The sequence below is a fragment of the Photobacterium sp. TY1-4 genome (genome assembly GCF_025398175.1).
Lineage (GTDB): Bacteria > Pseudomonadota > Gammaproteobacteria > Enterobacterales > Vibrionaceae > Photobacterium.
In genome coordinates, this window is record NZ_CP099735.1 from 133,520 (window position 1) to 158,135 (window position 24,616).

The 24,616-nt window shown below is 53.5% G+C and carries 27 protein-coding genes and 1 pseudogene; 20 read left to right on the plus strand and 8 right to left on the minus strand.

The window, feature by feature from the left end:
* Window positions 1–65 precede the first annotated feature (65 nt).
* Window positions 66–974 carry a DMT family transporter gene (locus tag NH461_RS17180; protein WP_261603838.1) on the plus strand — a complete coding sequence of 303 codons (909 nt, stop codon included), beginning with the start codon at window positions 66–68 and terminating at the stop codon, window positions 972–974.
* A 3-nt stretch (window positions 975–977) separates the two neighbouring features.
* Here NH461_RS17180 and NH461_RS17185 read toward each other — a convergent pair whose 3' ends face one another.
* The 3 genes from NH461_RS17185 to NH461_RS17195 form a co-directional block, all read right to left on the minus strand.
* Window positions 978–1,298, minus strand: a complete 321-nt coding sequence (locus tag NH461_RS17185) for a DOPA 4,5-dioxygenase family protein (RefSeq protein ID WP_261603839.1) — start codon at window positions 1,296–1,298, stop codon at window positions 978–980.
* Window positions 1,299–1,509: 211 nt separating this feature from the next.
* The gene (locus tag NH461_RS17190) at window positions 1,510–2,256 is read right to left on the minus strand and encodes a type 1 glutamine amidotransferase (RefSeq protein ID WP_261603840.1); all 747 of its coding nucleotides are present in this window, start codon (window positions 2,254–2,256) and stop codon (window positions 1,510–1,512) included.
* Between the two features lie 126 nt (window positions 2,257–2,382).
* A complete protein-coding gene (locus NH461_RS17195) occupies window positions 2,383–3,750 on the minus strand; it encodes a glutamine synthetase family protein (protein WP_261603841.1) in 1,368 nt (455 codons plus the stop codon).
* 195 nt (window positions 3,751–3,945) lie between these two features.
* Here NH461_RS17195 and NH461_RS17200 point away from each other — a divergent pair, with 195 nt between their 5' ends.
* Both NH461_RS17200 and NH461_RS17205 read left to right on the plus strand, forming a co-directional pair.
* Window positions 3,946–5,346 carry a tryptophanase gene (locus NH461_RS17200; RefSeq protein ID WP_261603842.1) on the plus strand — a complete coding sequence of 467 codons (1,401 nt, stop codon included), beginning with the start codon at window positions 3,946–3,948 and terminating at the stop codon, window positions 5,344–5,346.
* 126 nt (window positions 5,347–5,472) lie between these two features.
* A complete protein-coding gene (locus tag NH461_RS17205; protein ID WP_261603843.1) occupies window positions 5,473–6,156 on the plus strand; it encodes a DNA alkylation repair protein in 684 nt (227 codons plus the stop codon).
* A gap of 134 nt (window positions 6,157–6,290) precedes the next feature.
* Here the strand turns inward: NH461_RS17205 and NH461_RS17210 are convergent, their stop codons facing one another.
* Entirely contained in the window at window positions 6,291–7,028 is a 738-nt protein-coding gene (locus NH461_RS17210) for a MaoC family dehydratase (protein WP_261603844.1), read from the minus strand.
* A gap of 543 nt (window positions 7,029–7,571) precedes the next feature.
* On the opposite strand from NH461_RS17210, the gene NH461_RS17215 reads away from it, so the two are divergent.
* Both NH461_RS17215 and NH461_RS17220 read left to right on the plus strand, forming a co-directional pair.
* Complete coding sequence (locus NH461_RS17215) at window positions 7,572–8,666, plus strand: serine hydrolase domain-containing protein (RefSeq protein ID WP_261603845.1); 1,095 nt, start codon at window positions 7,572–7,574, stop codon at window positions 8,664–8,666.
* Between the two features lie 157 nt (window positions 8,667–8,823).
* Window positions 8,824–9,003 (plus strand): annotated as a pseudogene (locus NH461_RS17220) (alternative ribosome-rescue factor A); the annotation flags it as partial.
* Window positions 9,004–9,055: 52 nt separating this feature from the next.
* Here the strand turns inward: NH461_RS17220 and NH461_RS17225 are convergent.
* The 3 genes from NH461_RS17225 to rimK all read right to left on the minus strand — a co-directional run bounded on the left by NH461_RS17225 (window position 9,056) and on the right by rimK (window position 11,509).
* Window positions 9,056–9,502 carry an ATP-dependent zinc protease gene (locus NH461_RS17225; protein ID WP_261603847.1) on the minus strand — a complete coding sequence of 149 codons (447 nt, stop codon included), beginning with the start codon at window positions 9,500–9,502 and terminating at the stop codon, window positions 9,056–9,058.
* Entirely contained in the window at window positions 9,499–10,392 is an 894-nt protein-coding gene (locus NH461_RS17230) for a mechanosensitive ion channel family protein (RefSeq protein ID WP_261603848.1), read from the minus strand. The genes NH461_RS17225 and NH461_RS17230 overlap by 4 nt, the downstream gene beginning before the upstream one ends.
* Before the next feature lie 211 nt (window positions 10,393–10,603).
* Window positions 10,604–11,509: a 30S ribosomal protein S6--L-glutamate ligase gene (gene rimK / locus NH461_RS17235; protein ID WP_261603849.1), complete on the minus strand. Its 906-nt coding sequence runs from the start codon at window positions 11,507–11,509 to the stop codon at window positions 10,604–10,606.
* Window positions 11,510–11,716: 207 nt separating this feature from the next.
* Between rimK and NH461_RS17240 the strand changes: the two genes are divergently transcribed.
* Window positions 11,717–12,748, plus strand: coding sequence for a succinylglutamate desuccinylase/aspartoacylase family protein (locus tag NH461_RS17240; protein WP_410000152.1), 1,032 nt, complete (start codon window positions 11,717–11,719; stop codon window positions 12,746–12,748).
* Window positions 12,749–12,904: 156 nt separating this feature from the next.
* On the opposite strand, the gene NH461_RS17245 is transcribed toward NH461_RS17240, so the two are convergent.
* Window positions 12,905–14,494 carry a DUF1566 domain-containing protein gene (locus tag NH461_RS17245; protein WP_261603851.1) on the minus strand — a complete coding sequence of 530 codons (1,590 nt, stop codon included), beginning with the start codon at window positions 14,492–14,494 and terminating at the stop codon, window positions 12,905–12,907.
* Between the two features lie 184 nt (window positions 14,495–14,678).
* Between NH461_RS17245 and NH461_RS17250 the strand changes: the two genes are divergently transcribed.
* The 14 genes from NH461_RS17250 to NH461_RS17315 all read left to right on the plus strand — a co-directional run bounded on the left by NH461_RS17250 (window position 14,679) and on the right by NH461_RS17315 (window position 24,583).
* Window positions 14,679–15,134: a bacterioferritin gene (locus tag NH461_RS17250; RefSeq protein WP_261603852.1), complete on the plus strand. Its 456-nt coding sequence runs from the start codon at window positions 14,679–14,681 to the stop codon at window positions 15,132–15,134.
* 49 nt (window positions 15,135–15,183) lie between these two features.
* Complete coding sequence (locus tag NH461_RS17255; protein ID WP_261603853.1) at window positions 15,184–15,960, plus strand: metallophosphoesterase; 777 nt, start codon at window positions 15,184–15,186, stop codon at window positions 15,958–15,960.
* A 159-nt stretch (window positions 15,961–16,119) separates the two neighbouring features.
* Window positions 16,120–16,707 (plus strand): GNAT family N-acetyltransferase, encoded by a 588-nt coding sequence (locus NH461_RS17260; RefSeq protein ID WP_261603854.1) that lies wholly within the window; start codon window positions 16,120–16,122, stop codon window positions 16,705–16,707.
* Window position 16,708: 1 nt separating this feature from the next.
* Window positions 16,709–17,050, plus strand: a complete 342-nt coding sequence (locus tag NH461_RS17265; RefSeq protein ID WP_261603855.1) for a 5-carboxymethyl-2-hydroxymuconate Delta-isomerase — start codon at window positions 16,709–16,711, stop codon at window positions 17,048–17,050.
* 229 nt (window positions 17,051–17,279) lie between these two features.
* A complete protein-coding gene (locus NH461_RS17270) occupies window positions 17,280–17,888 on the plus strand; it encodes a 2OG-Fe(II) oxygenase (protein WP_261603856.1) in 609 nt (202 codons plus the stop codon).
* Window positions 17,889–18,201: 313 nt separating this feature from the next.
* Window positions 18,202–18,921, plus strand: a complete 720-nt coding sequence (locus NH461_RS17275; protein ID WP_261603857.1) for an SIMPL domain-containing protein — start codon at window positions 18,202–18,204, stop codon at window positions 18,919–18,921.
* A gap of 121 nt (window positions 18,922–19,042) precedes the next feature.
* A complete protein-coding gene (locus NH461_RS17280) occupies window positions 19,043–19,702 on the plus strand; it encodes a hypothetical protein (protein ID WP_261603858.1) in 660 nt (219 codons plus the stop codon).
* A gap of 20 nt (window positions 19,703–19,722) precedes the next feature.
* Window positions 19,723–20,904 carry a sensor histidine kinase gene (locus tag NH461_RS17285; RefSeq protein ID WP_261603859.1) on the plus strand — a complete coding sequence of 394 codons (1,182 nt, stop codon included), beginning with the start codon at window positions 19,723–19,725 and terminating at the stop codon, window positions 20,902–20,904.
* Window positions 20,904–21,539, plus strand: coding sequence for a response regulator transcription factor (locus NH461_RS17290; RefSeq protein ID WP_261603860.1), 636 nt, complete (start codon window positions 20,904–20,906; stop codon window positions 21,537–21,539). Before NH461_RS17285 ends, NH461_RS17290 begins: the two co-directional genes overlap by 1 nt.
* A gap of 242 nt (window positions 21,540–21,781) precedes the next feature.
* Window positions 21,782–22,009: a tautomerase family protein gene (locus NH461_RS17295; RefSeq protein WP_261603861.1), complete on the plus strand. Its 228-nt coding sequence runs from the start codon at window positions 21,782–21,784 to the stop codon at window positions 22,007–22,009.
* Between the two features lie 32 nt (window positions 22,010–22,041).
* On the plus strand, window positions 22,042–22,557 hold the full coding sequence (locus NH461_RS17300; RefSeq protein ID WP_261604643.1) for a GNAT family N-acetyltransferase: 516 nt from the start codon (window positions 22,042–22,044) through the stop codon (window positions 22,555–22,557).
* Between the two features lie 53 nt (window positions 22,558–22,610).
* Window positions 22,611–23,432 carry an aminoglycoside phosphotransferase family protein gene (locus tag NH461_RS17305; RefSeq protein WP_261603862.1) on the plus strand — a complete coding sequence of 274 codons (822 nt, stop codon included), beginning with the start codon at window positions 22,611–22,613 and terminating at the stop codon, window positions 23,430–23,432.
* Window positions 23,433–23,471: 39 nt separating this feature from the next.
* Complete coding sequence (locus NH461_RS17310) at window positions 23,472–24,071, plus strand: class I SAM-dependent methyltransferase (protein ID WP_261603863.1); 600 nt, start codon at window positions 23,472–23,474, stop codon at window positions 24,069–24,071.
* Window positions 24,068–24,583, plus strand: a complete 516-nt coding sequence (locus tag NH461_RS17315) for a GrpB family protein (RefSeq protein ID WP_261603864.1) — start codon at window positions 24,068–24,070, stop codon at window positions 24,581–24,583. The genes NH461_RS17310 and NH461_RS17315 overlap by 4 nt, the downstream gene beginning before the upstream one ends.
* The last annotated feature ends 33 nt before the right edge of the window (window positions 24,584–24,616 follow it).

A 24,616-nucleotide genomic window follows, 5' to 3' on the forward strand; every position in this document is an offset into this window, starting at 1 on the left:
CAGCTCTCGGAATGAAGCTGCTCTTTTTGTTTTGATTTCGGGTTCTCGACGCAGAGGATTTGACGATGACAACGCAACAATTCCCAACCCCACCGCGGCCTCCAGCGCCACGTCCCCCGGCATTCCCTTCGGGGCGGCTCTATGCGCTGATCGGGATCACCATGCTGGCATTTGCTGCCAATTCTCTCCTGAACCGGGTGGCACTCACCACCACAAACATTGATGCGGCGTCGTTTACGGCCATTCGTCTGTTATCCGGGGGCGTGATGTTATGGATGCTCACCCGAGTCAAATACGGCAAGGAGGCTCTGCGGGGAGATTGGTATTCGGCGTTGGCGTTGTTCGGGTATGCTGGGGGCTTTTCATTTGCGTATCTGAGTCTGCCGGCGGCAACCGGGGCGCTGCTGCTGTTTGCAGCCGTTCAGATCACCATGCTGGGCTATGGTTTGTGGACCGGGGAAAGGTTCCAGCGGCTACAGTGGGTCGGGTTTACCCTGGCGGTCCTCGGACTTGTGGTGTTGCTGTCCCCGGGGCTGAGTGCTCCTTCGTGGACCGGGGCCGGGTTGATGTTGATGGCCGGTATTGCCTGGGGGGTGTATTCGCTTCGCGGCAAAGGTGTTGGTGCCCCTTTACTGGTCACGACAGGTAATTTTATTCGCAGTGTCCCGCTGGCGGTGCTCCTGGTGGTGGTTACGTCGACGTCAGTCACAATCGATGTTGTCGGGGTCGCTTATGCGGTGCTCTCCGGCGCGTTGGCGTCCGGATTGGGCTATGCGCTCTGGTACCAACTGTTGCCCGCGATCCAGGCAACCACCGCCGCGACGGTCCAGCTCAGTGTGCCGGTGTTTGCCGCGGTGGGTGGCGTCTTGCTGCTTGGCGAACCTTTGTCGCTTCGGCTCCTGCTATCATCACTGGCCATTCTCGGGGGGATCGCACTGGTGTTGCGGGCGCCGGGGAAGCCGCGCCCTGACTAGCGGTTATTGATCAAAAATGTGGGTATGGATCGGCAGCGGGTTTCCGAGCCATTGAGCCCGCGAGGTGTGATCGGCCAGCTCTTCATCACTGACCGGATGGATCAGCACCGTCAGACCTTTTCGGTGTTGATCCAGCCACTCAATAAATCCCAAATCATTGTTGAGAAAGTGGACTTCGAACATCGGTTTGTCATGCGGGCCGACTTTCCGATGGACCAAGGGAAAAATGGCCGTAATGTCGGAACGTTCCTGACGAATGCGCTGATGGACCGCTTCGGCGGTGGTCTGCTCTGGCAGATCAAAGTAAACATGGGCATGAAACATGGCTTGCTTCTCCTGATATTGTTCATTCTCGTGCAATCGGTGATGCCAATTGCATTCCCTGCCTGAATCTGAGCCGATGGTTGAGACCATCTGATGTGCGGGTAGGGATTTGATGCAAGCTATTGTATATCAAGGGCGTATAAAGACCAGCAGCAGAACTTGACGGAATTGTTCGAAATATCTGATGAACGCTCGAATGCGTTGCAGCAGGTTAATCTGACGGCGGGTTTGATGCCTCCAGGTGGCGATGTTTGATGAAATGAATCAGCCACTGGGTGACCGCGAGGTGGTCTGTTTTTCCGGCCAGGGACTCGAGGGCAGCCCGGGCCGTAGCTGGGGGGTAACTGCTATGGCGCAGGGTGATTAAATCCTGCAGGTAGGTCGGGGTGAATTCCGGATGTCCCTGGATACCGAGAAAATGGGTGCCGACCAGAATCATGGCATAAGGGCAGCTTTGGCTACCGGCCAGAACCCGGGTATCCGGCGGGAGCTGGACAATTTGATCCTGATGACTGACCAATAAGGCATATTGTGGGGCAGAATGGGTTAGCCAGCTATGCAGGCGGGTTTCGGGAAGGTTCAGCTCGGCTCTCGCCAGGCCAAGCCCCCAGCCGGATTCAGCGCGGCAGACTTCTCCGCCGAGCGCCCGGGCGATCATCTGGTGACCAAAGCAAATGCCGACAAAAGGCAGGTGCTGCGCGTAGAGTTGATGGACGAACGATTCAAATACCCGGATCCACTTGATTTCGTCGTTGACCCCGAACCGGCTGCCGGAGGTGATGTAACCGTCACATTCGTCCAGCGCTTGCGGATACTGGCCTTCGGTTACCCGATAAAAGTTGAGGGTGATCGAGGAATCGACCTCGGAAAACAGCCGGGTAAACATTTCCGGGTAGTTCCCGTGGTGATCGCGTAGCGCTTGTCTGACGTCATCACAGAGCAGGACCCCGATTCTCATTGTGTTCTCCTACCATGTGTGGCTGTTGCGTGGGTGTTGTGTGTCTGTTTCGTGGCTATTGCGTAGATGTTGTGTGGTTTACCGGCGTGGCTTGGCGCAACATCGCAACGCCCGCGCGGTCCCGATTCAGATGATCTCAAAATAGCGGCTGAGCTCCCAGTCCGTGACATGCTTTCTGAACTCCCGCTCTTCCCATTCCCGCGAGGCGGCAAAGTGCTCGACAAAGGCATTTCCGAACAGGCTCCGGGCTGCTTCCGAGGCTTTGAACCGCTGGGTGGCATCCCACAAGGTGCGCGGTAGCTCCAATTCAGGCGCATGGGGTTGCTCGTAGGCATTGCCCACGACGGCTGGATAGGGTTCCCAGCCCTGGACGATGCCGTAAAGCCCGGAGCCGAGTGCTGCCGCCAGCGCCAAATAGGGATTGGCATCTGCGGCACCAATCCGGTATTCAATTCGCTGGCTTTTGGCCGAGCCGGTGATCACCCGTAGTGCCGTGGTGCGGTTTTCGATCCCCCAGGTCGCATCCGTCGGGGCCCAGAAACCGGGGATCATCCGGCTGTAGCTGTTTACCGACGGGGCAATCATACACAGCAGCTCCGGCATCAGGCGTTGCTGGCCGGCGAGAAACTGGCGCTGGAGTTGGCTCATGCCATCGGTCTGATTGGCATCGTAGAAGACCGGGGAGCCGTCTTTGTTTTTCAGGGATAGATGAATATGGCCGCTCTGACCAGGATAGTCATTGCTCCATTTGGCCATGAAGGTCGCCATCAACTCGTTCTTCTGCGCCAGTACCTTCATATAGGTTTTGAACAGCGCCGCTTTATCACCGGCCGCCCCGGCTTCATCCACGGCAATGGCGGCTTCAATGACGCCCGGTCCGGTTTCAGAGTGGATCCCTTCAATGGGGAAATCCATGGTTTCGCCCATGGCGAGAATGCTTTTGTACAACCCTGAGTAGGTTGAATTTCGGATCATCGAATAACCGAACCAGTCCGGGGTGATTGTTTCCAGGTTTCGAAATCCTTTCTCCCGGATCGAATGTGGCGTTTCACGGAACAGGAAAAATTCATATTCGAGTGCGGCCAGGGCCTTGAATCCCATCTCCGTGGCGAGATCGGTGACGCGTCGCAGCATCGCCCGCGGGCAGATCGGCTCGGCACTGCCGGCAAACTCGGCAATAAACAGCAGCATGCCATCTTCATCCAGCACATCCCGGCAACTGTCGGGAATGATCCGGACCGGTGCATCCGGGTAACCGGTATGCCAGCCGGTGTAACGGGCATTGTCGTAGAGCTGATCTTTCACATCCCAGCCGAGTACGACATCACAAAAGGCAAAGCCGTGGTCCAGGGACGAAAAGAATTTGTCGACGGACATATATTTGCCTCGCATGACGCCGTCGTTATCAAACAGCCCGACTTTCACGTGACTCAATCCGCGGGCTTTGATGATTGCTTTGGCATCATCAGCGGTCTTTACGTCTCTTGGTTCCATATGGCGGGTTCCCCAATGCTGCACCACAGCCGATTGATGTGTTGGTTGGTCCGGAGCCTTGCTGTCTGCAGTCGCCGCTGTTCTCGGGCAGCCGGTTACAAGGTTTTCCAGGTGGCTGATATATTTAACCTAGGAAGGTGACACATATTCGTCAACTTCCCCCTGTTGAATTCTCGGTCCGAGGGAGGTGGTGGCATGAAACGTGTTCCTGAGCCTTTTCGAATTAAAATGGTCGAGCCAATCCGCATGACCACGGCGGAAGAAAGAGCGATTGCACTAAAAGCGGCAGGCTATAATCCGTTTGCCCTGAAAAGTGAGGATGTCTATATCGACCTGTTGACGGACTCGGGCACCGGCGCGATGAGCGATACCCAGTGGTCCGCACTGATGATGGGCGATGAGTCTTACGCCGGAAGCCGGAGCTATTATCGCCTCAAGGAGGCGATTGACGACATCTTCGGTTACGCGGATTTTGTACCGACCCATCAGGGGCGGGGGGCCGAACAGATCCTGTTTCCCTGTCTGGTTGAAAAAATGCGCCAGGTGCGGGGCGGCACGCACCCGGTCTTTTTGTCTAATTACCATTTTGACACCACCACCGCACATGTTGAGATCTGCGGGGCAAAAGCGATCAACTTAGTCGATGAACGGGCTTTTGATACGGCCCGGCCTTTTCCCTGGAAGGGCAATATGGATCTCGAAAATCTCAACCGTGCGATTGTCCACTACGGCGCGGAAAACGTGGCCGGGATCATCATGACCATCACCTGTAACAATACCGGCGGGCAACCGGTGGCCATGGCCAATTTAAAGGCGGTCTATCAGTTGGCGCAGCAGCATGGGATTCCGGTGATCATGGACTCGGCCCGGTTTTGTGAAAATGCCTGGTTTATTCAGCAGCGTGATGAGCAGTACCGCAAGGTGTCGATCCAGGCCATTGTGGCCGAGATGTTTCGCTATGCCGATATGCTGACGCTTTCAGCCAAGAAAGATCCGATGGTCAACATTGGCGGCATCTGTGCGGTGCGCAATGATCCGGAGTTGTTTCGCCATGTCCAAGCTCGGTGTGTGCCGATGGAAGGGTTTGTGACTTATGGCGGCATGGCGGGTCGGGATATGGAAGCTCTGGCTCGCGGGCTGTATGACGGGATGGATGAAGACTGGCTGACGTATCGTATCAGTCAGGTGGCCTATTTGGCGGATCGGCTGCTGGAAGGAGGCGTCCCGATCCAGCAACCTGCTGGTGGGCATGCCGTGTTTGTGGATGCGAAAAGATTGTTGCCGCATATTCCGCCGGAACAATTCCCGGCGCAGTCGCTCTGTAATGCCCTGTATCTGGAAGCCGGGGTTCGGGCGGTGGAAATCGGTTCGCTGCTTGCCGGTCGTGACCCGGTCACAAATCGACAAAAGGCGTCTCCGATGGAGCTGATGCGCCTGACGATCCCGCGCCGGGTTTACACCAATGATCATATGGATTATGTCGCCGAAGCGCTGATTGCGGTCAGTCAACGGGCGGAATCTTTGTCCGGTCTGGTGTTTGACTATGAGCCGCCGCTGCTCAGACACTTCATGGCAAGGTTCAGGCCATTAGGGTAACTTTTTGCTCCCTCCGTTCCGCCCGGCTGAGAAAACGGTTTTTATGTGCCAGCGTCTGTGTTCCAATACGGTGATCGACCGCATTGATTTTTAAGACGTTCGTCAGCACGAGCAAGGAACTTCTCTATGTCACTCATCATTCCTATGGTGATTTTTATGCAGCAGCGTCTGGCTGAAACCGGTACCCCGGAGGAAGCAAGCGCGATGCAGGCTTATATGAAAACAAAGCAGCCGTTTTACGGGGTCAAAGCGCCTGAGCGCCGCGCCATTTTTCAACAGGCCCGGGAGCACACGCAGATCCGTGATTTTACCGATTACCGCCGCCTGGTACTTTGGTTATGGTCCGGCGAGAACCGGGAAGAGCAGTATCTGGCAATGGATGCCGCTGAGCACTACAAGGCGTTTCGCACCCTGGAAGCTTTCGACATCTACGAGGAGATGCTGCTCAGTGCCACGCACTGGGACACGGTCGATAAGATTGCCGCGAGTTTGATCGGCCCGCTGGTGAAAGAACATCGCGAGCTGGAAGCAAAGCTGCTGGCGTGGCGGGCGTCCGACAATCTATGGCTCCGCCGTGCGTCTCTACTGGTGCACCTCAAACACAAAACAGAGACCAATGTGCCTTTGTTGAGTGAAACCATTCTGATGCTGGCCGACGAGCAGGCGTTTTTTATTCGTAAAGCGATTGGCTGGGTTTTGCGGGAATACGGGAAAACGAACCCGGAATTCGTCACTGCGTTTGTGAAGGCGCATGCGCAGACCTTGTCTGCTTTGAGCCGCAATGAAGCGTTGAAAATTCTGTCCCAGTAACGAACGTATTGTCCCAGTAACGAATGCGCTGCCCCAGTATCATTGCTTGATGACAGCCCGCTCTCGGGTAAGGGGCATGAACGAGAAAGCCAGGCGGGTGAGCCTGGCTTCTCGATGTTCGGGGAGATGTTGCCTTAAAAATGGAGGTGGATCACCGACTCCGCAACACAGCCCGGACGACGCACACCTTCGATTTCAACGGTCAGTTCCTGAACAATTTCCAGGCCGCGCTTAATCGGTGTCACGCTTTGAATTCGGGTACTGGCCCGGACACGGTTGCCTGACTTCACCGGGTAAGGGAAGCGGATTTTGTTAAAACCGACATTCACCGTCATTTTCGCGGTCGGGAATTTCTGGTTCTCCGGGTCGACACTGTCGGTCAGCACGGAAAGTAGGGACAGCGTCAGAAAACCATGGGCAATGGTTGTCTTGAACGGTGATTCCGCCGCTGCTCGCTCAGGGTCCGTGTGGATCCATTGATGATCTTCGGTCACATCCGCAAAGCTGTTAATTCGCGCTTGATCCACCATGAGCCATTGCCCGACATGGATGACTTCACCCAGCGTCGCATTCAGCTCGTGAAACAATGCTTCCGCTTCCGGCTTCATCACGATGGCGGCAGGTTGTGGCGCAGGCTCTGCGGCAACCTTCAGCGCTGGCTCGGATTTCATCAACGGTGCAGTTTGCTCAACCGCGTCATCATTCGATGCGAGGTTATGACTATGAATAAATGCACCAATTTGCGTATTATTCGCCTTCTTCATGAGCTCAAGCCAGTAGTCACGCAACGAAGGTGAAAGGAAGTCTTTCAGTTCAAACTGTTGGCGCGATAGATCATCACGTTTTTGTTTAAAAAAATCGACTACATTCATGACTGTTTGACCTTATTAATATTCGTCTTGAAGTGGCTAAGGCGGCTTATTCTAGCCATTATTGAGAACAATTAAAGTGATTTTGTGCCATGGATCGCATTTTCCCCAACTCCGATTAATGAAAAGTTCATAATAATCAGATTGATAGGTCATTTGTTATTTTAGTGTAAATAATCTAACCTGTCCGGCAGCTGAACGATTATTTCTAATAAAACACTATTTTCAGCGAACACTTGTACACGGACTGACTTATTTTTAGCGTACACATGTAAGCAGAGTGAATTAACCAGAATACAGTGAAAGCAATAAAATGCGCAGGCGTAAAAATAAACAGCAATATAGATCATAGAGCAATTTGAAGTATATTTCTTGAACTATTTTGGCATGAATAACTTTTTTGTTCTATAGCCTGGAACCTTCTTGCTAACGCGTTTAATTCTCAATTCAGAGAAAAAGTAAAGGCACCAGCAGGCACTACGCTTAGTGAAAACTGACGAAGCTGGTGATCCTGTGTTGCATAAGCTGTACGGGTGGTGCCCGGTTATGCTCCTGCTGGTAGCGTTGTCTCTCGTCCCTGCCGAGGCGAAGGACGAGCTGGTTTTTGCCCTGGACAGTTATGTACAAAAGGCCGTAAAGCAGGGGATTCCCGGTGCATCTTTGGCCATTGTCGTTCACGGTAAAGTGCGATTGCTCCGCGGCTATGGTGTCACGCGATTGGGCGGGAAGCAGCGAGTCAATTCAGCGACGGTGTTTCCGCTGGCGTCGATTTCAAAAACCTTTACCTCGACCGTGGCAGCCATCCTGGTTTCCAGGGGGCTGATTGAGTGGGATACCCATGTGGTCCCTTATCTGGAACACGTCACATTCAGTGATCCCGAATTGGGTAAACATGTCACGCTGCGACATCTACTGTCGCATTCAAGCGGCTTGGTGCCGCATGCCTATACCGATTTACTGGAAGACAATGTGCGCTACCCCCGGATTTTGCAAATGCTCAACCGGGTCCGTTTTGTATGTGAGCCGGGAAAGTGCTACGGCTATCAAAATGTTCTGTATAACCTGGGGGGGGATATGCTGGCGATGGCGTCGGGAAAAGATTATTCGACATTGGTCCGGGAATTGATCTTTCTTCCGTTGCAGATGAGCCATGCCTCATTCGGATTATCCGGATTTCTCAATAGTCCCAATCGGGTTGAACCGCATGTCAAAGTGAAAAAGGGGTTTGCGGCGGTGAAACCGGCGGCGTATTACTACCGGGTCCCGGCGGCGGCCGGGGTGAACGCCAGCGCGCAGGATTTGGCCAAATGGATGCTGGCGCAGTTTGGTCACCAGCCGACGGTATTACGTCCTTCGGTGCTTGAAGTGATGCACAAACCCCATGTGAGGGCGAATCAGTACCGGTATCGCGCGAAGTTAAGCAATGTGTATTACGCGCTGGGGTGGCGGACATTTGATTACCAGGGAACGACCGGGTTTGTGCATCATGGCGGCTGGGTGAAGGGGATCCGTACTGAAATGGTGTTTAACCCGATCACCCAAACCGGGATGGTATTTCTGACCAATTGTGAAACCGATGTGGCACGGGAAATCGTGATTCAATTTCTCGAGCTGTATCAGCAATACATCGAGCAAAAATAATCACCAAAAGAGGCTCAATCTCATTGTGTCCACCGGCCAAATGGCCTTAAGATATTCCCGCCGACTGCGTAGGTGCAGGTGGTAAAACTTAATTCATTGAAGGAACCGAAACATGGCTAAAAAACGTCAGTTAAAACCGACTCATCCCGAACAGCCAGTGGCTGTCAATTCGGGATTGGCAACGCAGGGGACCGAGCTTGGCCGGGGCACGATTCAGGATAATGCGCTCAAAGCCGCTGTGACCAGCACCTTGTTCAGAACGCGGGTCGAGAAAGCGAAAAAAGGCAAAGGTAGTTTTCAGCGCAAGGCGAAGCATGCCGGACGAGAGTCCTATTCAATCGCCGCTTAAGTCTTTGACTTGAAGCGATTGCATAGGACTTTTCTCCGGGTTAGTGATGGGAAAGTTTTCTGCCCAGCAGAAATGACCGGGCAGAATCCACCATAAATCCCTGCTTGAGCACATTGCGACCCAACAGCATCCGAAACTTCATCGATTCGCGGTCCGTCAGGGTGATTTCAGCGGCCAGAATCTCATCCCCAAGGGCGATTTCAGTCTGGATCACATAGCGCATTTCGCGATGGCCACCCGAATCGGTGACTTGCCGCTGGTCACAGAGCCGGGCGTGGCATTCAACTACCGTATTGGTGTCGTTTTGCCAGGGGTGGATAAAGAATTGAACCCAGTCTTCTCCGTCTTTCTGATAGGGATTGACGATAAAGGCATGCAAGGCACTGGTCTTGGCGCCGGTATCCACTTTGGCTTTGATTGACGAAATCCCCAGGGCCGGCAGCGCCAGCCATTCCCGCCATCCGACAATGGTTTGCGTCGTTTTCATGAGGTGCCTCCGGCACTGATTTTTTCGGGGTCGTGTTTCTTGCTCTCTTTGTCTTTCTCTTTTTCTTTTTTGAGCCGGTTGAGCTCGGCATACCAAAATGCCATAAAGTCTTCGGTGAGCTGCTGTTCAATATTGACTGCTTCCTGGGTCGGGCAAAATATCGTGATGGTCATGACATTCTTACCGATATTAGACGTGCTTACCCGGACACTCGGTGCTGTCCCCTCCAGTTGGATCCCCAAACGTTTCTCGATGAGTCCGGTATAGCGTTGCGCCACTTCCTGGAAGGGGGCACAGTATTCATTGGCCTTTTCCAGGATGTAGGCTTTGGCATCAAACACATTGATGTCGGCCTCCCGGGTGAGGGTAAAGGAATGACTGATGTAGCGGCGCATGAAGTTGAGGTTCTGCACCGGACTGCCGACAAACTGATGGTTGGGGATCGACAGCGACTTCCCGGTATAGCCATAGCTGAGGTTCTCCATATCGATTTCCAACAGCGTGGTACTGAACCAGTCGCTGCGCGCAACTTCGCCGTAGTGCGAACCGATTTTGATCCAGTCGCCAATGACGAATGTCCGGTTGCTGGCGATATAGAGTGAGCCGAGGAAACATTGAATGAATTCACGGGTTGCAACCACCAGGGCAACCGCGAAGGCGGCGATCGACAGGGCCATATAGCGCAGCTCAGACAGCCAGATGATCATTAAGCCAAGCGCGATGGCCAGGTTGGTCAGGTTATTGATGGTGTTGATCCAGCGCTTGGGCTGTTCGTCATCACCATTCGGGCGCTGGCCCAGGTGGCGGACCGCCAGCCAGCGGATGACCCAGGCGATGGCGACCAGAACCAGTGATGCGATGAGTTTGTTACCGGTGATCAGCTCGTTCACCTGACGTCTCCTTTGTTCTCAGGCCGCGAATGACGGCGGCTGTTGTCTGCTTGACCATGCTAGCTTGGACCCTGTTGTCTCTTTGACTCTTTTGTCGCTTGAACCGCAGGATGTTGAGCGATTGCATGTTCGGGTATTGTATGTCCGGTCAGACAACATGAGAACTCAGTTTCAGTAACAATTGTTGTGCGAGCTATCCTGACCTTGCCCGCTAGCCTTTGCCCCGGGTCCGGGTGGTGCGCTGTTTGGCGTTGGCCTCCAGAAACATGATGATTTTGGCCGCAATATCGCGTTCCGAGGCCTTTTCAATCCCTTCCAGGCCCGGCGAGGAATTCACCTCCATCACCACCGGGCCATGCATGGATCGCAGCAGGTCGACCCCGGCGAGGTTGAGTCCCATGGTCCTGGCGGCACGCACCGCGGTGGAGCGCTCTTCCGGAGTGATCCGAACCAGGCTGGCCGAGCCGCCGCGGTGCAGGTTTGAGCGAAATTCACCTTCTTTGCCCTGACGCTTCATGGCTGCCACCACTTTATCGCCGATGACAAAGCAACGGATGTCTGCGCCACCGGCTTCCTTGATGAACTCCTGGACCATGATGTTGACATGCAGGCCGAGAAAGGCCTCGATCACACTCTCTGCAGCCGTCCGGGTTTCGGCCAGTACCACCCCGATGCCCTGGGTCCCTTCCAGCAGCTTGATCACCAGCGGAGCGCCCCCGACCATGTCGATCAGATCCGGGATATCGCTGGGTTTGTTCGCAAAGCCGGTGATGGGCAGGCCGATATTCTTGCGGGCCAGCAGTTGCAAAGATCGTAACTTATCGCGAGAGCGCGAGATCGCTACGGATTCGTTGATCGAAAATACGCCCATGGTTTCAAACTGGCGCAGGACGGCGGTGCCGTAAAAGGTGACGGAAGAGCCGATTCTGGGGATCACCGCGTCAAAATCTTCCAGGGCTTTCCCTTCAAAGTGTATGGAAGAAGCCTGGGAGTTAATGTTCATGTAACAACGCAGTACATCAATCACATGCATTTCGTGGCCGCGTTCTTCCCCCGCTTCGACCAGACGTTGTGTGGAGTAGAGTTTTTTGTTGCGAGACAAAATAGCAATTTTCATGGGATCGTCCTTAACGGTTGGGCCAAGGCTTGGTTTTGAACAAGACGTTTAAACACAAGCTAGCCGCAGATTCGGTACCATTGAGGCTTAGTCGTAAGAAACCGTTGAAAAAAACACACACTAACGAGTGTATACCATCCTCAGCCATTGCATTTCTGGACTATGCTGGTAAGTGTCCTGTCGGTACAGCGTGGCCCATACTGCATGGTGAAAAGAGGCAAACCGCCGAGGGAGTCGATCACCTTTGGTGAGGTTGAGGTGGCTGCCGGAGAGCGAAAAAGTATTTATCTGGATGTGGCCAGACTCTATACACACACCAGTCTCGATATGGTGGTGGAAGTGATTCACAGTAAACGGGAAGGCCCGGTATTGCTGGTTTCTGCCGCCATTCACGGCGATGAACTGAACGGCGTCGAAATTTGCCGCCAGTTGCTCAAACACAAAGCTTTGAACCGGATCCGCGGCACCTTGGTCATTGTCCCTGTGGTAAATATTTTCGGGTTTATTCACCGCTCTCGTTACCTGCCGGACCGGCGGGATATGAACCGCAGTTTCCCGGGCTCAGCCAAGGGTTCGGTCGGCGGTCGGTTTGCCTATCAGTTCCGGACTCAAATCCTCAGTCAGTGTACCCATGTGATTGACCTGCATACCGGCGCGGTGCATCGCAGCAACTTGCCCCAGATCCGGGCCAACATGGACAATCCGGTGGCGGCACAGATGTCGCTCAGCTTTGGTGCACCGGTGGTGATTGATTCCAAAACCCGCGACGGTTCTTTGCGAGAGTGTGCCGACAAGCAAGGGGTACCGGTTATTCTGTACGAAGCCGGGGAAGCACTGCGGTTTGACGCGGCCTCGATTAAGGGCGGGGTCCGTGGGATCCTCAATGTAATGCGCAGCCTTGAAATGTTGCCGACACCGAGGCTGGCAAAGAACACGGTCCAGCCGGTGATCGCACGGGCATCTTATTGGCTGCGGGCGGAAATCGATGGGATTTGCATGTTCATCGCCCGGCTGGGTCAGCGGGTTGCGGTTGGTGACGTCCTGGCGCTCATCTCTTCTCCCTTCAGTACCGATGAGTATCCGGTGATCAGCAGAACGGCCGGGATCATCATTGGCCGGAACAATATCCCCTTGGTTAATGAAGGGGATGCGCTGTTTCATATCGCCAAGTTTACGACTGTGGTCAAAGCAGAAAAAACAATCGAAACATTCCACTCTGAGATTGAAGAAGATTATTGACGGGTTTTGGCCCGGGGGATGATACAACGAGGCTGCGGAGCACCCGCAGCCTCGTTGTTTGTCCGATTTTCTGGGCGGCATTGATGCCTGCTGTTGGCAATGTCATTCGTTTGCGATGCTGGTTTCTTCCTATTGGGCTGATGGTGATGCCGGCGATCACGATGTCGGTGGTCGTGAGGGAACACAGGCCAGGACATCGTCAGTGGGTTTCAGGCAGTGGCCACTGAGTTTGCCATGCGGCGTCTCAACCTGGCACGGGCTATCCGGGGCTTTGTTCACGCAGGCCTTGATGGCTTCCGGTGGCGGCTGATGTCGGCCTTGTCTCGCTGGAAAGGACATGGGTTGTCGGTTATTGGTCGGGAAATCGGGTTGAGCACGTAAAGGATCGTCTGTCGCGGCCTGATGACGCCGGGGCGGCTGTATCATTGTTGAAGCGGTGTTGGCGGCTGCAGGGTAGGTCAGCGACGGACGTTGCCGGGACGCCGGTTGTTGCACCAATCGTGTAATCCCGCCCCGGACGCAGCGGGCCAGGTTTTGGATCCGGACTGCATCGCCTTGGGGGCCGCGGCCTTGCGGGTATTGGCCGGCGTTACCGGTTTTGGGATCGCTGCGTTGCGCTCCGGCGCCGTGAACGTCAAGCCAGCGTCCGTGCATGTAACCCATCGCGCGGCCAAAGGCGAGATAAACAGCGGCACCCTGATTGCGGACATTGGTATGCGTGGTGCTGCTCCAGTAAGCGCCGAAATCCTGTTGACCGGCTTCATTGATGATTGGGGTAGTGTTAAAGCTTGGGTCGATGGCGGCACTCTCGGTGGTATCCGGTGAGCGACGGTAATCGACGATTGATTGCAGGGCCTTGGCATTCGGCAGGCGCCAGTCGTGATAGCCACCCAGCGTCAGGCGGTCACAATAAGCCAACGCGTCCGGCCAGTTGAGAGGCTTCCCGCTGTCCCCCTGTTGCCAGATCAGCCCGGTCGCAACATCGGTAATAGTGCCGTTTTGATTGTCCGAAAACTGGTTTTGTCCGTAATTCGGCTGGTTGCGAACCAACATGACGTAGAAGGTTTTTTCTCCGTGCGGCGCCCCCGGTGGTGGCGTGCCAATGCCGTATCCTTTGATGCGCCCATCCATGAAGTTGACGCCGAAAATACTGTCCTGATTGCCCATGGTGGTGGCGACATACCGGGTACTGCTGGCGTACTGGCTGTCAATGAGCCGTTCTCCGGCATTTTGATCTCCGGGCCCGAATCCGAACACTGCAGCATCAATAAAGGGACGTAAGGTCAGCGTGCGTTGGCGGTTGCCCCCTTGCGCATCTGGTTCTTGTCCGTCAAACAGGATCAGTGAGTAAAGCGTTTTGATGTCCGGAAGCCGCCAGTCGTGATAACCGCCGATCGTCGCTGTGTCGGCGTATGCCAGTGCTTGCCGGTAGGTCAGCTTATCTCGGCTGTTAATGCTGCCGTCGCCGTTGAGATCGGTGGTCTGGGTCCACATCAGGCCGGTGACATTATCGGTGACCGTTCCGTCATGGTGATTGGTATAGCTGGGCGTCAGCCCTTGGTATTGGGCATCCTGGCCGAATGTGTGCTCACCCGGAGACGGACAGGTGCGCTGGCGGTGCATTTGGCCGGCGCACTCACTGAGATGCGTATCAACAATCGGAAAGCTGGATGTCGCTGACTCTGCTTGCGCCGTTGAACTCAGTGCAGCGGCCAAGGCGACAGTAGCCATTAAAGCAGTGTTCATGTCCTGTTCCTGGACTCAAGATGATTTCAATACAGAACAGTCTACCTGAACGACAGCCATCAAATACGGAAAAAATAAGGAAATGCGCACAGAGTATCTTGGCTAAAATGGTATTGATTGCTTACATAATTAGCCGTGATTGGTGTTGTGTGGTTGCCTCGTCACAGACAGGTAAGGATGAAAAATGAATGATACTGAAAAGAAACAAGTCATTGATCTGCTCAACAATATTATGGAACTTGAACTCGCCGGCGTGGTGCGGTACACCCACTATTCGCTGATGGTGTTTGGCTATAACCGGATTCCAATTGTTTCCTGGCTGAAAGGAAATGCCGACGAAGGTCTGCTGCATGCACAAAAAGCCGGGGAGATGGTGACGCTGCTCGGCGGACACCCGTCCTTAAAAGTCGGTCCGTTGCTGGAAACACACCAGCACGATATCGGCGATATGATGCGCGAGAGTTTGGCGCATGAAGAATCGGCGTTAGCGCTGTATTACAAACTGTTGAAACTGGTCGAAGGGAAGTCGGTGGTGTTGGAAGAGTACGCCCGGGACATGATTTCGCAAGAAGAGTTGCACCGTGATGAAGTGAACAAAATGCTGCGGCGGCCCGGCGAAACCCAACCGTTCGAAGAATGAACCGGCGCCGTGTAGGCGGCGCGTAGAATCGCTATCGCAGGGAGCGGGCATGCGTATTCAGTATCAGTCGGATCTCCATCTGGAGTTCATGCCGTCACTGGCAGATTATGCGCTTCCTCGGGTGGGGGCTGATGTGATTGTGATTGCCGGGGATATCGGGGTGCACAGTGATCCCCGTTATATTGACTGGACACTTGAAGCAACCGCTGGGACGCCGACGATTGTCGTTGCGGGCAACCATGAGCCTTATGGGTCGAGTCGGCAACAGAGCCTGCATATCTGGCGTCAGGCCACGGCAAACACCCATATTCACTTTCTGGAAAAAGCGCAATGCGAACTCCAGGGTGTCCGGTTTCTGGGGGCGACTTTATTTACCGACTATAACCTGCGGGGCGATCGGGAGAAGGCCATGCACGTGGCCGCACTCGGTCTCAATGACCATCGCATGGTGCAATACGGCGATCGGATGTTTACTCCGGACGATGCCTACACTGAGCATTGCCTGGCGCGCCAGTTTCTCGAAGATGCCCTCAGTCGTCATTTTCCGGGACCGACCGTCGTCGTGACCCATCACGCGCCCAGCCCCCAATGCTGGGGGAGCGGGGTGCCCGCCAAATTAGCCAGACCGGATGCGTTGGCTCCGGCCTATGTGAGCGATCTGGAATCAGTGATGGCCAAGCATGAGATTGCGCTTTGGTTCCACGGCCACCTGCATCACAGTGTTGATGTTGTCCGGCATGGTACCCGGGTGCTGAGCAACCCCAGAGGGTACTGGCCGGACGCTTTGAACCCAGCCTTTGAACCGGGGAAAGTTGTCGTGCTTTAACTTCTTATTCCGGCGGATACTGCCATGCTCAGTGGATCTATTCAGGATTGGCCGTATTTCCGATTGCGTTGTGCTTCAGTTGTTCTCTATCAAGGTGGTGAATCACGTGCCACCTATGGCATACTGATATAACCATCTGATTGTCAAAGGATTGAGATATTGGAAACGGAAAGGCTACGCATCGAGCCCCCGGCGATGTGCTGGGTTGAACCTACGTTTGAAGCGGTTTGTGCCCATCGCGACACGCTGAGTGTCTTCTTACCCTGGGTACCTCATCACCAGACGATTGAACAGGCCACGCAAGCCATGCGTGAGGCGATCGATAATTTTGAACATCAGCGCGGTGAACTCAGGTTTTTCGTGATCCGAAAGTCCGATGCCCGTCTGCTCGGGGCCGTCGGGCTGATCCTGAAAGATCCGGCCGTGCCGCTTTGTGAAATCGGTTACTGGCTTCGTAGTGATGAAGTCGGCAAAGGGTACATCACGGAAGCGGTGGCCCGGGTGGAACAATATGCGCTGGAGCACCTGAACGCAGAGCGTCTGGAAATCATCACGTCTGCGACTAATCTGCGTAGCCGGGCGGTTGCGGAGCGCAGCGGCTATCGTTTGGAAGCCCGGCTGGAAAAAGCGCGTCGGTTGCCGTCCGGATCATTAGACGACACCGTGATTTACTGTAAACATCGTTCATCATCTCCCCGTCCTGAACCAACTCAGCGGGTTGCGCCATCAAAAATAACAGGAGTGTGAAATGCCTCATTGCATTATTGAATATTCGAAGGGACTGGAAGCGGCGATTTCACCCGATGAACTCTCTTCAACCGTATTTGAGGGCGCGTTGGCGTCCGGACTCTTTACCCCGGCAGATATTAAAACCCGGGTGATCCCGTACACCAGCTATCAGGTGGGGGAAACCACGGCAGGGTTTATTCATGTGACGGCGCGGATTCTGGCCGGTCGCAATGAAACAAAGAAAAAGAATTTGTCTCATCAAATCCTGGAGAGACTCCAGCAGCTCGATCAACCCAATACCTCTTACACGGTCGAGGTGGTTGATATTGACGTTGCCAGCTACGCCAAGTCCGCCAGCTAGTACATTGACAGGACTGGCATTCAGAATCGCGGTGACCGAAGTGTTTTTCAGTCACCGCGATTTTGTTTGACTCCGCCAGTGGGTCAGCAAAGCACGCTTGAACGGCTGTTCAGATTGACTTCTTGGTCACTTCCATCAATTTTGCTTATCTACAGGATGAAAAAGATGATTTGTTCTGTTTCTCGGAGGTTTTTATAACAGCAGCATAAACTTTCCTTCGTAGATGCTGATGAACGTAGACACTTTAATTGATGCTATCCATACCCATGGCTGGTGTATTTGGGATGATTTCTTAACCCCGGAACAGGTGAGCGAATTACGCGCATCGATTCCCGCCAATTGGCAACAGTCCGGCATCGGCCGGGATATGGATTACGTTCAGGAAGCGCGGGTTCGCAAAGACAAGATCCAGTGGTTAGCACCTGAGATGGGTGTACCAGTGCAGTATTATTTGCAGCAGATGGAAGATTTGCGCGCGGCGGTGAATCGTCATTTATACCTCGGGTTGTTTGAGTATGAGGCGCACTTTGCCAAATATGAGCCGGGTGACTTCTACAAAAAGCATCTGGATAGCTTCCGGGGGCAGAGCAACCGCAAATTGACCACGGTGTTTTATCTCAATGATCACTGGGTGGCAGAAGATGGTGGTGAGTTGGTAATGTACGATCTGGACGATCAGCATCTGGCGCAGGTCGCCCCCAAAGCCGGTCGGCTGGTTGTGTTCCTGTCGGAGAATTTCCCCCATGAAGTGTTACCCGCACATAAGCGCCGTTACAGCATCGCCGGATGGTACCGGGTCAACGGCAACACCGGTGATCGGCTGGATGTCGCCAGATAAAGCCACTTAATCTTTGGCTAAGTCGCGAAACAATCAAGTCTTCACGGACAGGCACGCTCAGGCGTGCCTGTTTTTTTATGTTTAGCAGTGACGGCAGGGTGGGGGAAGCCGTATTGACGGTTCGGCCGGGGTGTGAGTCACACTGTGGCGATCGAATCGGAGATAATTGCACCAGAAACAGGACGAAGTAGCGACACAGGCTTTAGACTTATGGCAATACCAGCGCCGAGAAGTCGGCCGTGATCGCCCATGATGCGAGATCGCATTCGCTGTTGCTGGGTGGGTTCGAGTGGGGTCAGAGAAGGAGAGACGGATGCAGTCGATGAATAAAACAGCTAGCATCATCCTGGGGCTCGGCATTTTTTTGGGGCTGACGATGCTGGGGTATCAGCTGGGCCATGCGGTGATTGAGCATAAACTGTATGATCGCAGCGTGACGGTCAAGGGGTTATCTGAACGTGAGTATCCGGCAGACCTGGTCATTTGGCCGATCCAGTTCAATGTGGCGGGGAATGAACTGGTGGAAGTGTACCAAACCCTGGATGCGCATGCCGAAGCGATTCGGGCGCACCTGATCAGCCACGGGATTGCTGCGGATGATATTTCGCTGTCTGCCCCTTCCATTACGGACAAATCCGCTCAGCAATACGGCAATGATTCAGCCGCGCCATTTCGTTTTACCGCGCTGCGCAATGTGACGGTCTATTCGGAGAAGATTGCCGAAGTGCGCCAGGTGATGAATACCTTGTCTGTACTCGGGCAAAAAGGCATTGTCTTTACCGGGGATAATTACCAAAGCCAGACCGATTATCTGTTTACCCGCCTGAATGAGATCAAACCGGCCATGATTGAAGAAGCGACCTTGAACGCCAGAAAGGTCGCTGAAAAATTTGCCGCAGATTCCGACAGCCATTTGGGGAAGATTAAGCGTGCGTCTCAAGGACAGTTTACAATCAGTGCCCGGGATAAAAATAACCCGCATATTAAAAAGGTTCGGGTGGTGTCGACCATCGAATATTATCTGTCGGATTAAACCGCACGATTTTTCGCATCAGTTTTCTGCTTGCTGCCATGTCATGACTTTTGGCACATGGCAGTCGCCGCCGCATTGCTTAACCTGACGATACATTTTTTATCAGGATAAGGGATCGGTCATGAAAACTTCATGGTGGCGATATGGATTCATTGGGTTCGCGTTTTTGGCGGGTTGCTCCGAGGAAGATTTGGAGACATCCAACTTTGGTTCCGATTATTATAAGAACCAATATACGCTGATGAATGCGACAGACTACGAAATAGATTTTCATATGGCCAATACCGAGTTGGACGGTGATGAGCGAGATGTCGAAAACAGTAAATACCTGAAATATACTCTGGCTGCCGGTGCAGCGCCGGTTGAGATCACGCATGAGCACAATATAGAGCGACAGATTACCTTCTATGCTGCCGCGAGAAATCAACTGGGGTTGTTAGGCCGCGAAAAATTTAAAGTCACCAATGATCGGGATTATCACTTTCTGGCCTGGCAGCATCAGGGACAAATTGATGTCAGTATTTACGAGCAGGCGAAAGATGATCGGGGTGGCGAATTTGCGGTCCGGATCTTTGCCGCTGATCCGGTGAATCTCACGATAGAGGGCAGCCCGGTCGCACTCACCACCGGGACGATGAGCGGCCGCTATTTTGTCGACCAGTGCAATGGCGGTATTCAGATGAATGGTCAACCAATTTCCATCTGTGATGCATCCTTCGGGCGTTCTTACCTGTTGGTTGTCGACACTGACGGCCGCCAAGCCTTATACCTGGAATATTAAGTCAGACGATGGAGTCATGAATGGAAGCAATTGATGTGAGGCCGCCTTCAAGGGCCAGCTGGCAACACCTGAAGCTGGGGGGCACGGAAAGCTGGCTACACATGGGGTTAGTCTTATTCACCTGTTTAACCGTATTGGTCTTTACGGGTTACACCTCCTGGTTTGAACCGCAGTCATTACGCTTCCCATCCGATGATATCCGGCTGGCCATGGGGACCTTACTGGTTGTTTTTCTGGTGTTTATCGGCTGCCATTTGTATCGGCTGAGTACACACAAATCATCGGTTTATCCGCTGGTGACGCAATTTATTGCGATGCTGTTGCTCCTGGCGCTGGTCAATAACGGCATTATTATGATCCTGTGTATCGTCTTTATCGCCAGTATTCCCAAGATCTGGCCGATCCGGGTTTGTATTGCGCTGAGTATTGGCCTGCCGGCCGCTTATTTTTTGGTCTCCGATATTTCGTACGCACTGGTCAACGCAATTTTATTTACCACCTACAACCTGTTTGCCTTGCGGCTGTCTTACGCGATTGAAAATGAGCGGGCATCCAATCAGGCGAACCGGGACCTTGTCCGGGAGCTGCGGGCAACCCAGACCTTACTGTCGGATACCGCGAAGCGAGATGAGCGGCTGCGGATTGCCCGAGATATTCATGATGTGATGGGGCATCGGTTGACCGCATTGAACATGCAACTGGAATTGACGCTCCAGCTCTGTGCAAAGGACGATCTGGCTCAGATCCAGAAAGCAAAACGCTTGTCTGAGGAACTGTTGTCAGATATTCGTCAGGCCGTCAGTGATTTGCGCCGGTTTGATTCGATTAATCTGGAACAGGCGCTGTATGAACAGGTACGAGACCTTGATCAGCTGCAGGTGACGATCGACTTTCAGCCGGACTTGCGGATCAGCAACGCGCAGGTGGCGGAGTTGTTCTTCCGGGCGAGTCAGGAGGCGATCACCAACGTCACCCGCCATAGTGATGCCCGCCAGTGTCAAATCCGGCTCTGGCAGGATGATGAGCATGTCTACTGGCAGGCTAGTGATCCGGGCCGGATAAAACAGCCCATTCAGTTGGGGAACGGCCTGAAAGGCATGAAAGAAAGGGCTGCAATGCTCGATGGTGAAATGACTCTCGATACCCGTGAGGGCACGACGGTCTGTTTGAGTTTGCCGGTTTCATTACTAGGAGAAAAATAGTGGCGCGTGTCGTAGTCATTGATGATCAGAACCTGGTTCTGGAAGGGTTGTGCAGCTTGCTGGACTTGCATCCAGCAATTGAGGTGGTGGCCCGGGCCCATGATGCCCAGGATATTTTGACCTTTATTGAAACTCATGAGCCCGATGTGGTGATCCTGGATGTCAGGATGCCCAAAGTCTCGGGGATCGATGCCCTGAAAATGATCCGTAATGCAGGCATCGACATCCCGGTGATGCTCTTGTCGACATTTGATGAGCATGACTTAGTGCTCGAAAGTATCCGACTCGGAGCGCAGGGCTATTTGAGGAAAGATATTTCGTTTCAGGTGCTGACCGAAGCCGTGCTGTCGTTGCACCAGGGGAAGCGCTGGTTTCAGCCGGCGGTGACTCAGGGCATCACCAGTCGCAGCGAACTGGAGGCGTTAAACAATGAGCAGCCGTTTACACCGCTTTCGGACAGTGAGCTGGAAATTTTACGCCTGATTGCTGCGGGTTTCTCAAATGCTGAAATTGCCTCAGCTTTGTTTAAATCGACCGGAACCGTGCGTAATCAGGTGTCGTCCATTCTGACCAAGCTGGTGGTCCGGGATCGCACCCGCGCCGTCTTAAGAGGGATTGAGTTAAAGTTGATTTGATTGTGAACTGGGCAACGCTCATTCTCTGCACTTAGATAAATGATATTAAATACAGTCTCTTAGCTGTATTTTTATTGCAACTCCCTCTGCAACGCTTTACTCTGGCAACAGATTCATTGTTGTTCAACCGGCGCCTGAAAAGGATTGTCTTGGGTGCCGGTTATCAGAATCCCCCCATTTTTCACATGATGCCCCTGAAGCAGGGGCGCCGTGCGTGATCCATGTCTTCAGGGAGAAAAGTCATGCCATATATCAATGTCCAGATCACTAAAGGCGCCACTCGGGCTCAGAAAGCGCAATTGGTGAAGGAAATGACCGACACGTTGGCCAGAGTGCTGAATAAGCGGCCCGAGCATACCCATATTGTGATCCAGGAAATTGAAGAGGAAAACTGGGGGTATGCCGGTGTACTGACCGATGATTGGAAAGCGCAGCAAGCATCCTCATCTGAAGATCACCTGCTGGATTGATTGAATACGGAAGATATTGCACAAGGATAGTTATGGAACTCATTTCCCCCTCACTGGCCGATGAAACGGCGTTCTTAACCTTTTATCACGATTTTCTGCACAATGACACGGAAAATGCGGATTTTTACCGCCCGGCAACGGTTGATTTTGCCGTTTATGTGGAAAGTCTAATTAACGAATCAAAAGGGATCGGATTACCGGAAGGTTATGTCCCTTGTCATCACTACTGGCTCAGGCATGACCACGGCGATATTGTGGGTGTGATCCGCATTCGGCACCATATTGATAATCCTTTTTTATCGCTCGAAGGCGGCCATATCGGCTATGACGTTGCCCCAGCCCATCGAAGACAAGGCTATGGCACGGCTCTGCTGGCATTGGGGCTAAAAAAAGCGAAGGCGATTGGTTTATCTCAAGTGCTGGTCACTGCCGATGAAGATAATCCCGGCTCCCGGAAAATTATCGAAGCCAACGGCGGGGTACTGGAAAATATTGTGATGGGTAAGGTTTTTCCCAATCCGATTGCTCGCTATTGGATCACGATTTAAAGCAGCTCACTGGCCGAGCTGTTGGGAATCGTCGAGTCACGGAAATTCAAGGCATGGATGAAGGGGAGAAGCTGGTGACAGAGCTGGCCCGATTAGGCAAAGCAAGTGTCAGGCAAATCATGTTAGGCGGGAAAACATGCATTGAAAAGCAGCCGGTTTCAGAGACGGAGCTGCTTTTCTACCAGCATTACGCTGACCGGTTGAATGCGCGCGGCATTTTCTCACCGGCGATCACGGCGTTGGACGCAGACGAAAAACGGATCGTGATGGAGTTGATTCCGCACGCTGTCGAGCTGGCCGAACTTCAGACACCCGCCGTGTTTCAGCATTTGGCCGGGATCCATGCGATGGAAGTCGAAGATCCCTCGCTGCCATTTTACCGGGCTTACTGGACTAAGGAAGCCACGGTATCAGCGTTGGCTGCGTTGGCGCTGCCGCCGAAACCTGCTGATATTTTTCACGCGGTTCAGGTCCAGTCTGCGGTGATCTTTGCCGGTAACCGATTGCTCACCGGAGACAGTAATCCGGGGAACTGGGGGCGCAGAGCCAACGGTGAACTGGTGCAGTTTGACTGGGAGCGGTTGACGATGGGTTGTCCGAGTATTGATTTGGCACCGTTGATCAAGGGCATGGGAAATCCGGCACAGTATGAAGCGTATGCCGGGCAGTATCTGGCATGCCGCCGTAGGGTGTCAGATGTGCCGACGATTGCGCCGGAAACGTTGGTGAGCCATATCGCGATGGCCAAAGCCTGGATTGTGATAGAAGTGGTCAATATTCTGGTCAGTTCCCGCCACCGGGATTCGGCGATGTATCTGGATTGGTATCGACAGCAACTCCCGACATGGTGCGATGAGATTGCCGGCCTCCTGTAAATCACCGCGCTCTGTTTCAGTTTCAATAGGATAATTAGTATGGCATCAAGTACTGCCGAGCGCTGGCGGGGATATTATGACAAAGCTATTCAGCGCTCGCATCATCCCATCACCGAGATGGCCGTTGCGGAGAATCACTCCGGGTTGAATGTGGCGGTCGATTGCGGCTGTGGCGCAGGCGGCGATATTCAGTTCCTCCGTGAGCAGGGTTATCAGGTACATGGATTTGATATCAATGTGGACTCGATTGAGATTTGTCGGCAGCGTTTTGAACAAGACCCGTTGATTGATATTGCTCAGGACAGCTTCGAGGATTTTGACTATCCAACCACTGGCGTGCTGATCGCCAATGCCAGCTTGTATTTCGCCGAGCCGACGCAATTTGCGCGGACCTGGCAGAGCATCACCGATGCGATTGAAATCGGCGGGGTTTTCGCGGGTGGGTTCATGGGCGTGGCGGATGATTGGGCGACGCATTCCGATCATACCATCACGGCTTTAAGCCGGTTGCAGGTGGAAGCTTTGTTCGACGGATTCACGATTTTAAAGTTTGATGAGCGAAATCAGCCGGGGAAAACGGCGCTCGGCAGACACAAGCATTGGCACACGTTTAGTGTGGTCGCAAGGAAAATACGATGAGAAAAATTGAAGTGGTTGCGTACCGTGCGTCCTGGGCGGACGATTTTGAACAGGAAAAGCAGGCCATCGCAGGGTGCCTCTGTGCTGACAACCTTGCGGGGATCCACCATATCGGCAGTACCTCTGTTGCAGGTCTCGCTGCCAAGCCCTTGATTGATATTCTGCTGGAAGTGAACGATCTGGCGGCGCTGGACCAACAGACGGCCGCGATGGAAGCGTTAGGGTATGTCGCCAAAGGCGAGTTCGGGATCCCGGAACGGCGCTTTTTCTATAAAGGGGAAACGGAGCGTACACACCATGTGCACGCGTTTGTGAAAGACTCACCCGGCTCGGTGCGTCATTTGGTATTTCGTGATTATTTGCGCGCGTTTCCTGAAGTTTGCGAGCAATATGCGACGCTGAAGCAGGAAGGTGCTGCGCAATGTCATCACGACAATGCGAAATATTGCGCTCATAAGAACGATTTTGTTCAGTTGCATGAACAAGCGGCGTTGAAATGGAAGTTTGGCTGAAGTCTCTATTTTGATGTGTTCACGGATGAAAAA

Excerpts from the sequence above, each read along its gene's own strand:
- NH461_RS17180 (WP_261603838.1), top strand. The coding sequence starts at position 66 with ATGACAACGCAACAATTCCCAACCCCACCGCGGCCTCCAGCGCCACGT.
- NH461_RS17185 (WP_261603839.1), bottom strand. The coding sequence starts at position 1,298 with ATGTTTCATGCCCATGTTTACTTTGATCTGCCAGAGCAGACCACCGCC.
- NH461_RS17190 (WP_261603840.1), bottom strand. The coding sequence starts at position 2,256 with ATGAGAATCGGGGTCCTGCTCTGTGATGACGTCAGACAAGCGCTACGC.
- NH461_RS17195 (WP_261603841.1), bottom strand. The coding sequence starts at position 3,750 with ATGGAACCAAGAGACGTAAAGACCGCTGATGATGCCAAAGCAATCATC.
- NH461_RS17200 (WP_261603842.1), top strand. The coding sequence starts at position 3,946 with ATGAAACGTGTTCCTGAGCCTTTTCGAATTAAAATGGTCGAGCCAATC.
- NH461_RS17205 (WP_261603843.1), top strand. The coding sequence starts at position 5,473 with ATGTCACTCATCATTCCTATGGTGATTTTTATGCAGCAGCGTCTGGCT.
- NH461_RS17210 (WP_261603844.1), bottom strand. The coding sequence starts at position 7,028 with ATGAATGTAGTCGATTTTTTTAAACAAAAACGTGATGATCTATCGCGC.
- NH461_RS17215 (WP_261603845.1), top strand. The coding sequence starts at position 7,572 with ATGCTCCTGCTGGTAGCGTTGTCTCTCGTCCCTGCCGAGGCGAAGGAC.
- NH461_RS17225 (WP_261603847.1), bottom strand. The coding sequence starts at position 9,502 with ATGAAAACGACGCAAACCATTGTCGGATGGCGGGAATGGCTGGCGCTG.
- rimK (WP_261603849.1), bottom strand. The coding sequence starts at position 11,509 with ATGAAAATTGCTATTTTGTCTCGCAACAAAAAACTCTACTCCACACAA.
- NH461_RS17245 (WP_261603851.1), bottom strand. The coding sequence starts at position 14,494 with ATGAACACTGCTTTAATGGCTACTGTCGCCTTGGCCGCTGCACTGAGT.
- NH461_RS17250 (WP_261603852.1), top strand. The coding sequence starts at position 14,679 with ATGAATGATACTGAAAAGAAACAAGTCATTGATCTGCTCAACAATATT.
- NH461_RS17255 (WP_261603853.1), top strand. The coding sequence starts at position 15,184 with ATGCGTATTCAGTATCAGTCGGATCTCCATCTGGAGTTCATGCCGTCA.
- NH461_RS17265 (WP_261603855.1), top strand. The coding sequence starts at position 16,709 with ATGCCTCATTGCATTATTGAATATTCGAAGGGACTGGAAGCGGCGATT.
- NH461_RS17270 (WP_261603856.1), top strand. The coding sequence starts at position 17,280 with ATGAACGTAGACACTTTAATTGATGCTATCCATACCCATGGCTGGTGT.
- NH461_RS17275 (WP_261603857.1), top strand. The coding sequence starts at position 18,202 with ATGCAGTCGATGAATAAAACAGCTAGCATCATCCTGGGGCTCGGCATT.
- NH461_RS17280 (WP_261603858.1), top strand. The coding sequence starts at position 19,043 with ATGAAAACTTCATGGTGGCGATATGGATTCATTGGGTTCGCGTTTTTG.
- NH461_RS17285 (WP_261603859.1), top strand. The coding sequence starts at position 19,723 with ATGGAAGCAATTGATGTGAGGCCGCCTTCAAGGGCCAGCTGGCAACAC.
- NH461_RS17295 (WP_261603861.1), top strand. The coding sequence starts at position 21,782 with ATGCCATATATCAATGTCCAGATCACTAAAGGCGCCACTCGGGCTCAG.
- NH461_RS17300 (WP_261604643.1), top strand. The coding sequence starts at position 22,042 with ATGGAACTCATTTCCCCCTCACTGGCCGATGAAACGGCGTTCTTAACC.
- NH461_RS17305 (WP_261603862.1), top strand. The coding sequence starts at position 22,611 with ATGGATGAAGGGGAGAAGCTGGTGACAGAGCTGGCCCGATTAGGCAAA.
- NH461_RS17310 (WP_261603863.1), top strand. The coding sequence starts at position 23,472 with ATGGCATCAAGTACTGCCGAGCGCTGGCGGGGATATTATGACAAAGCT.
- NH461_RS17315 (WP_261603864.1), top strand. The coding sequence starts at position 24,068 with ATGAGAAAAATTGAAGTGGTTGCGTACCGTGCGTCCTGGGCGGACGAT.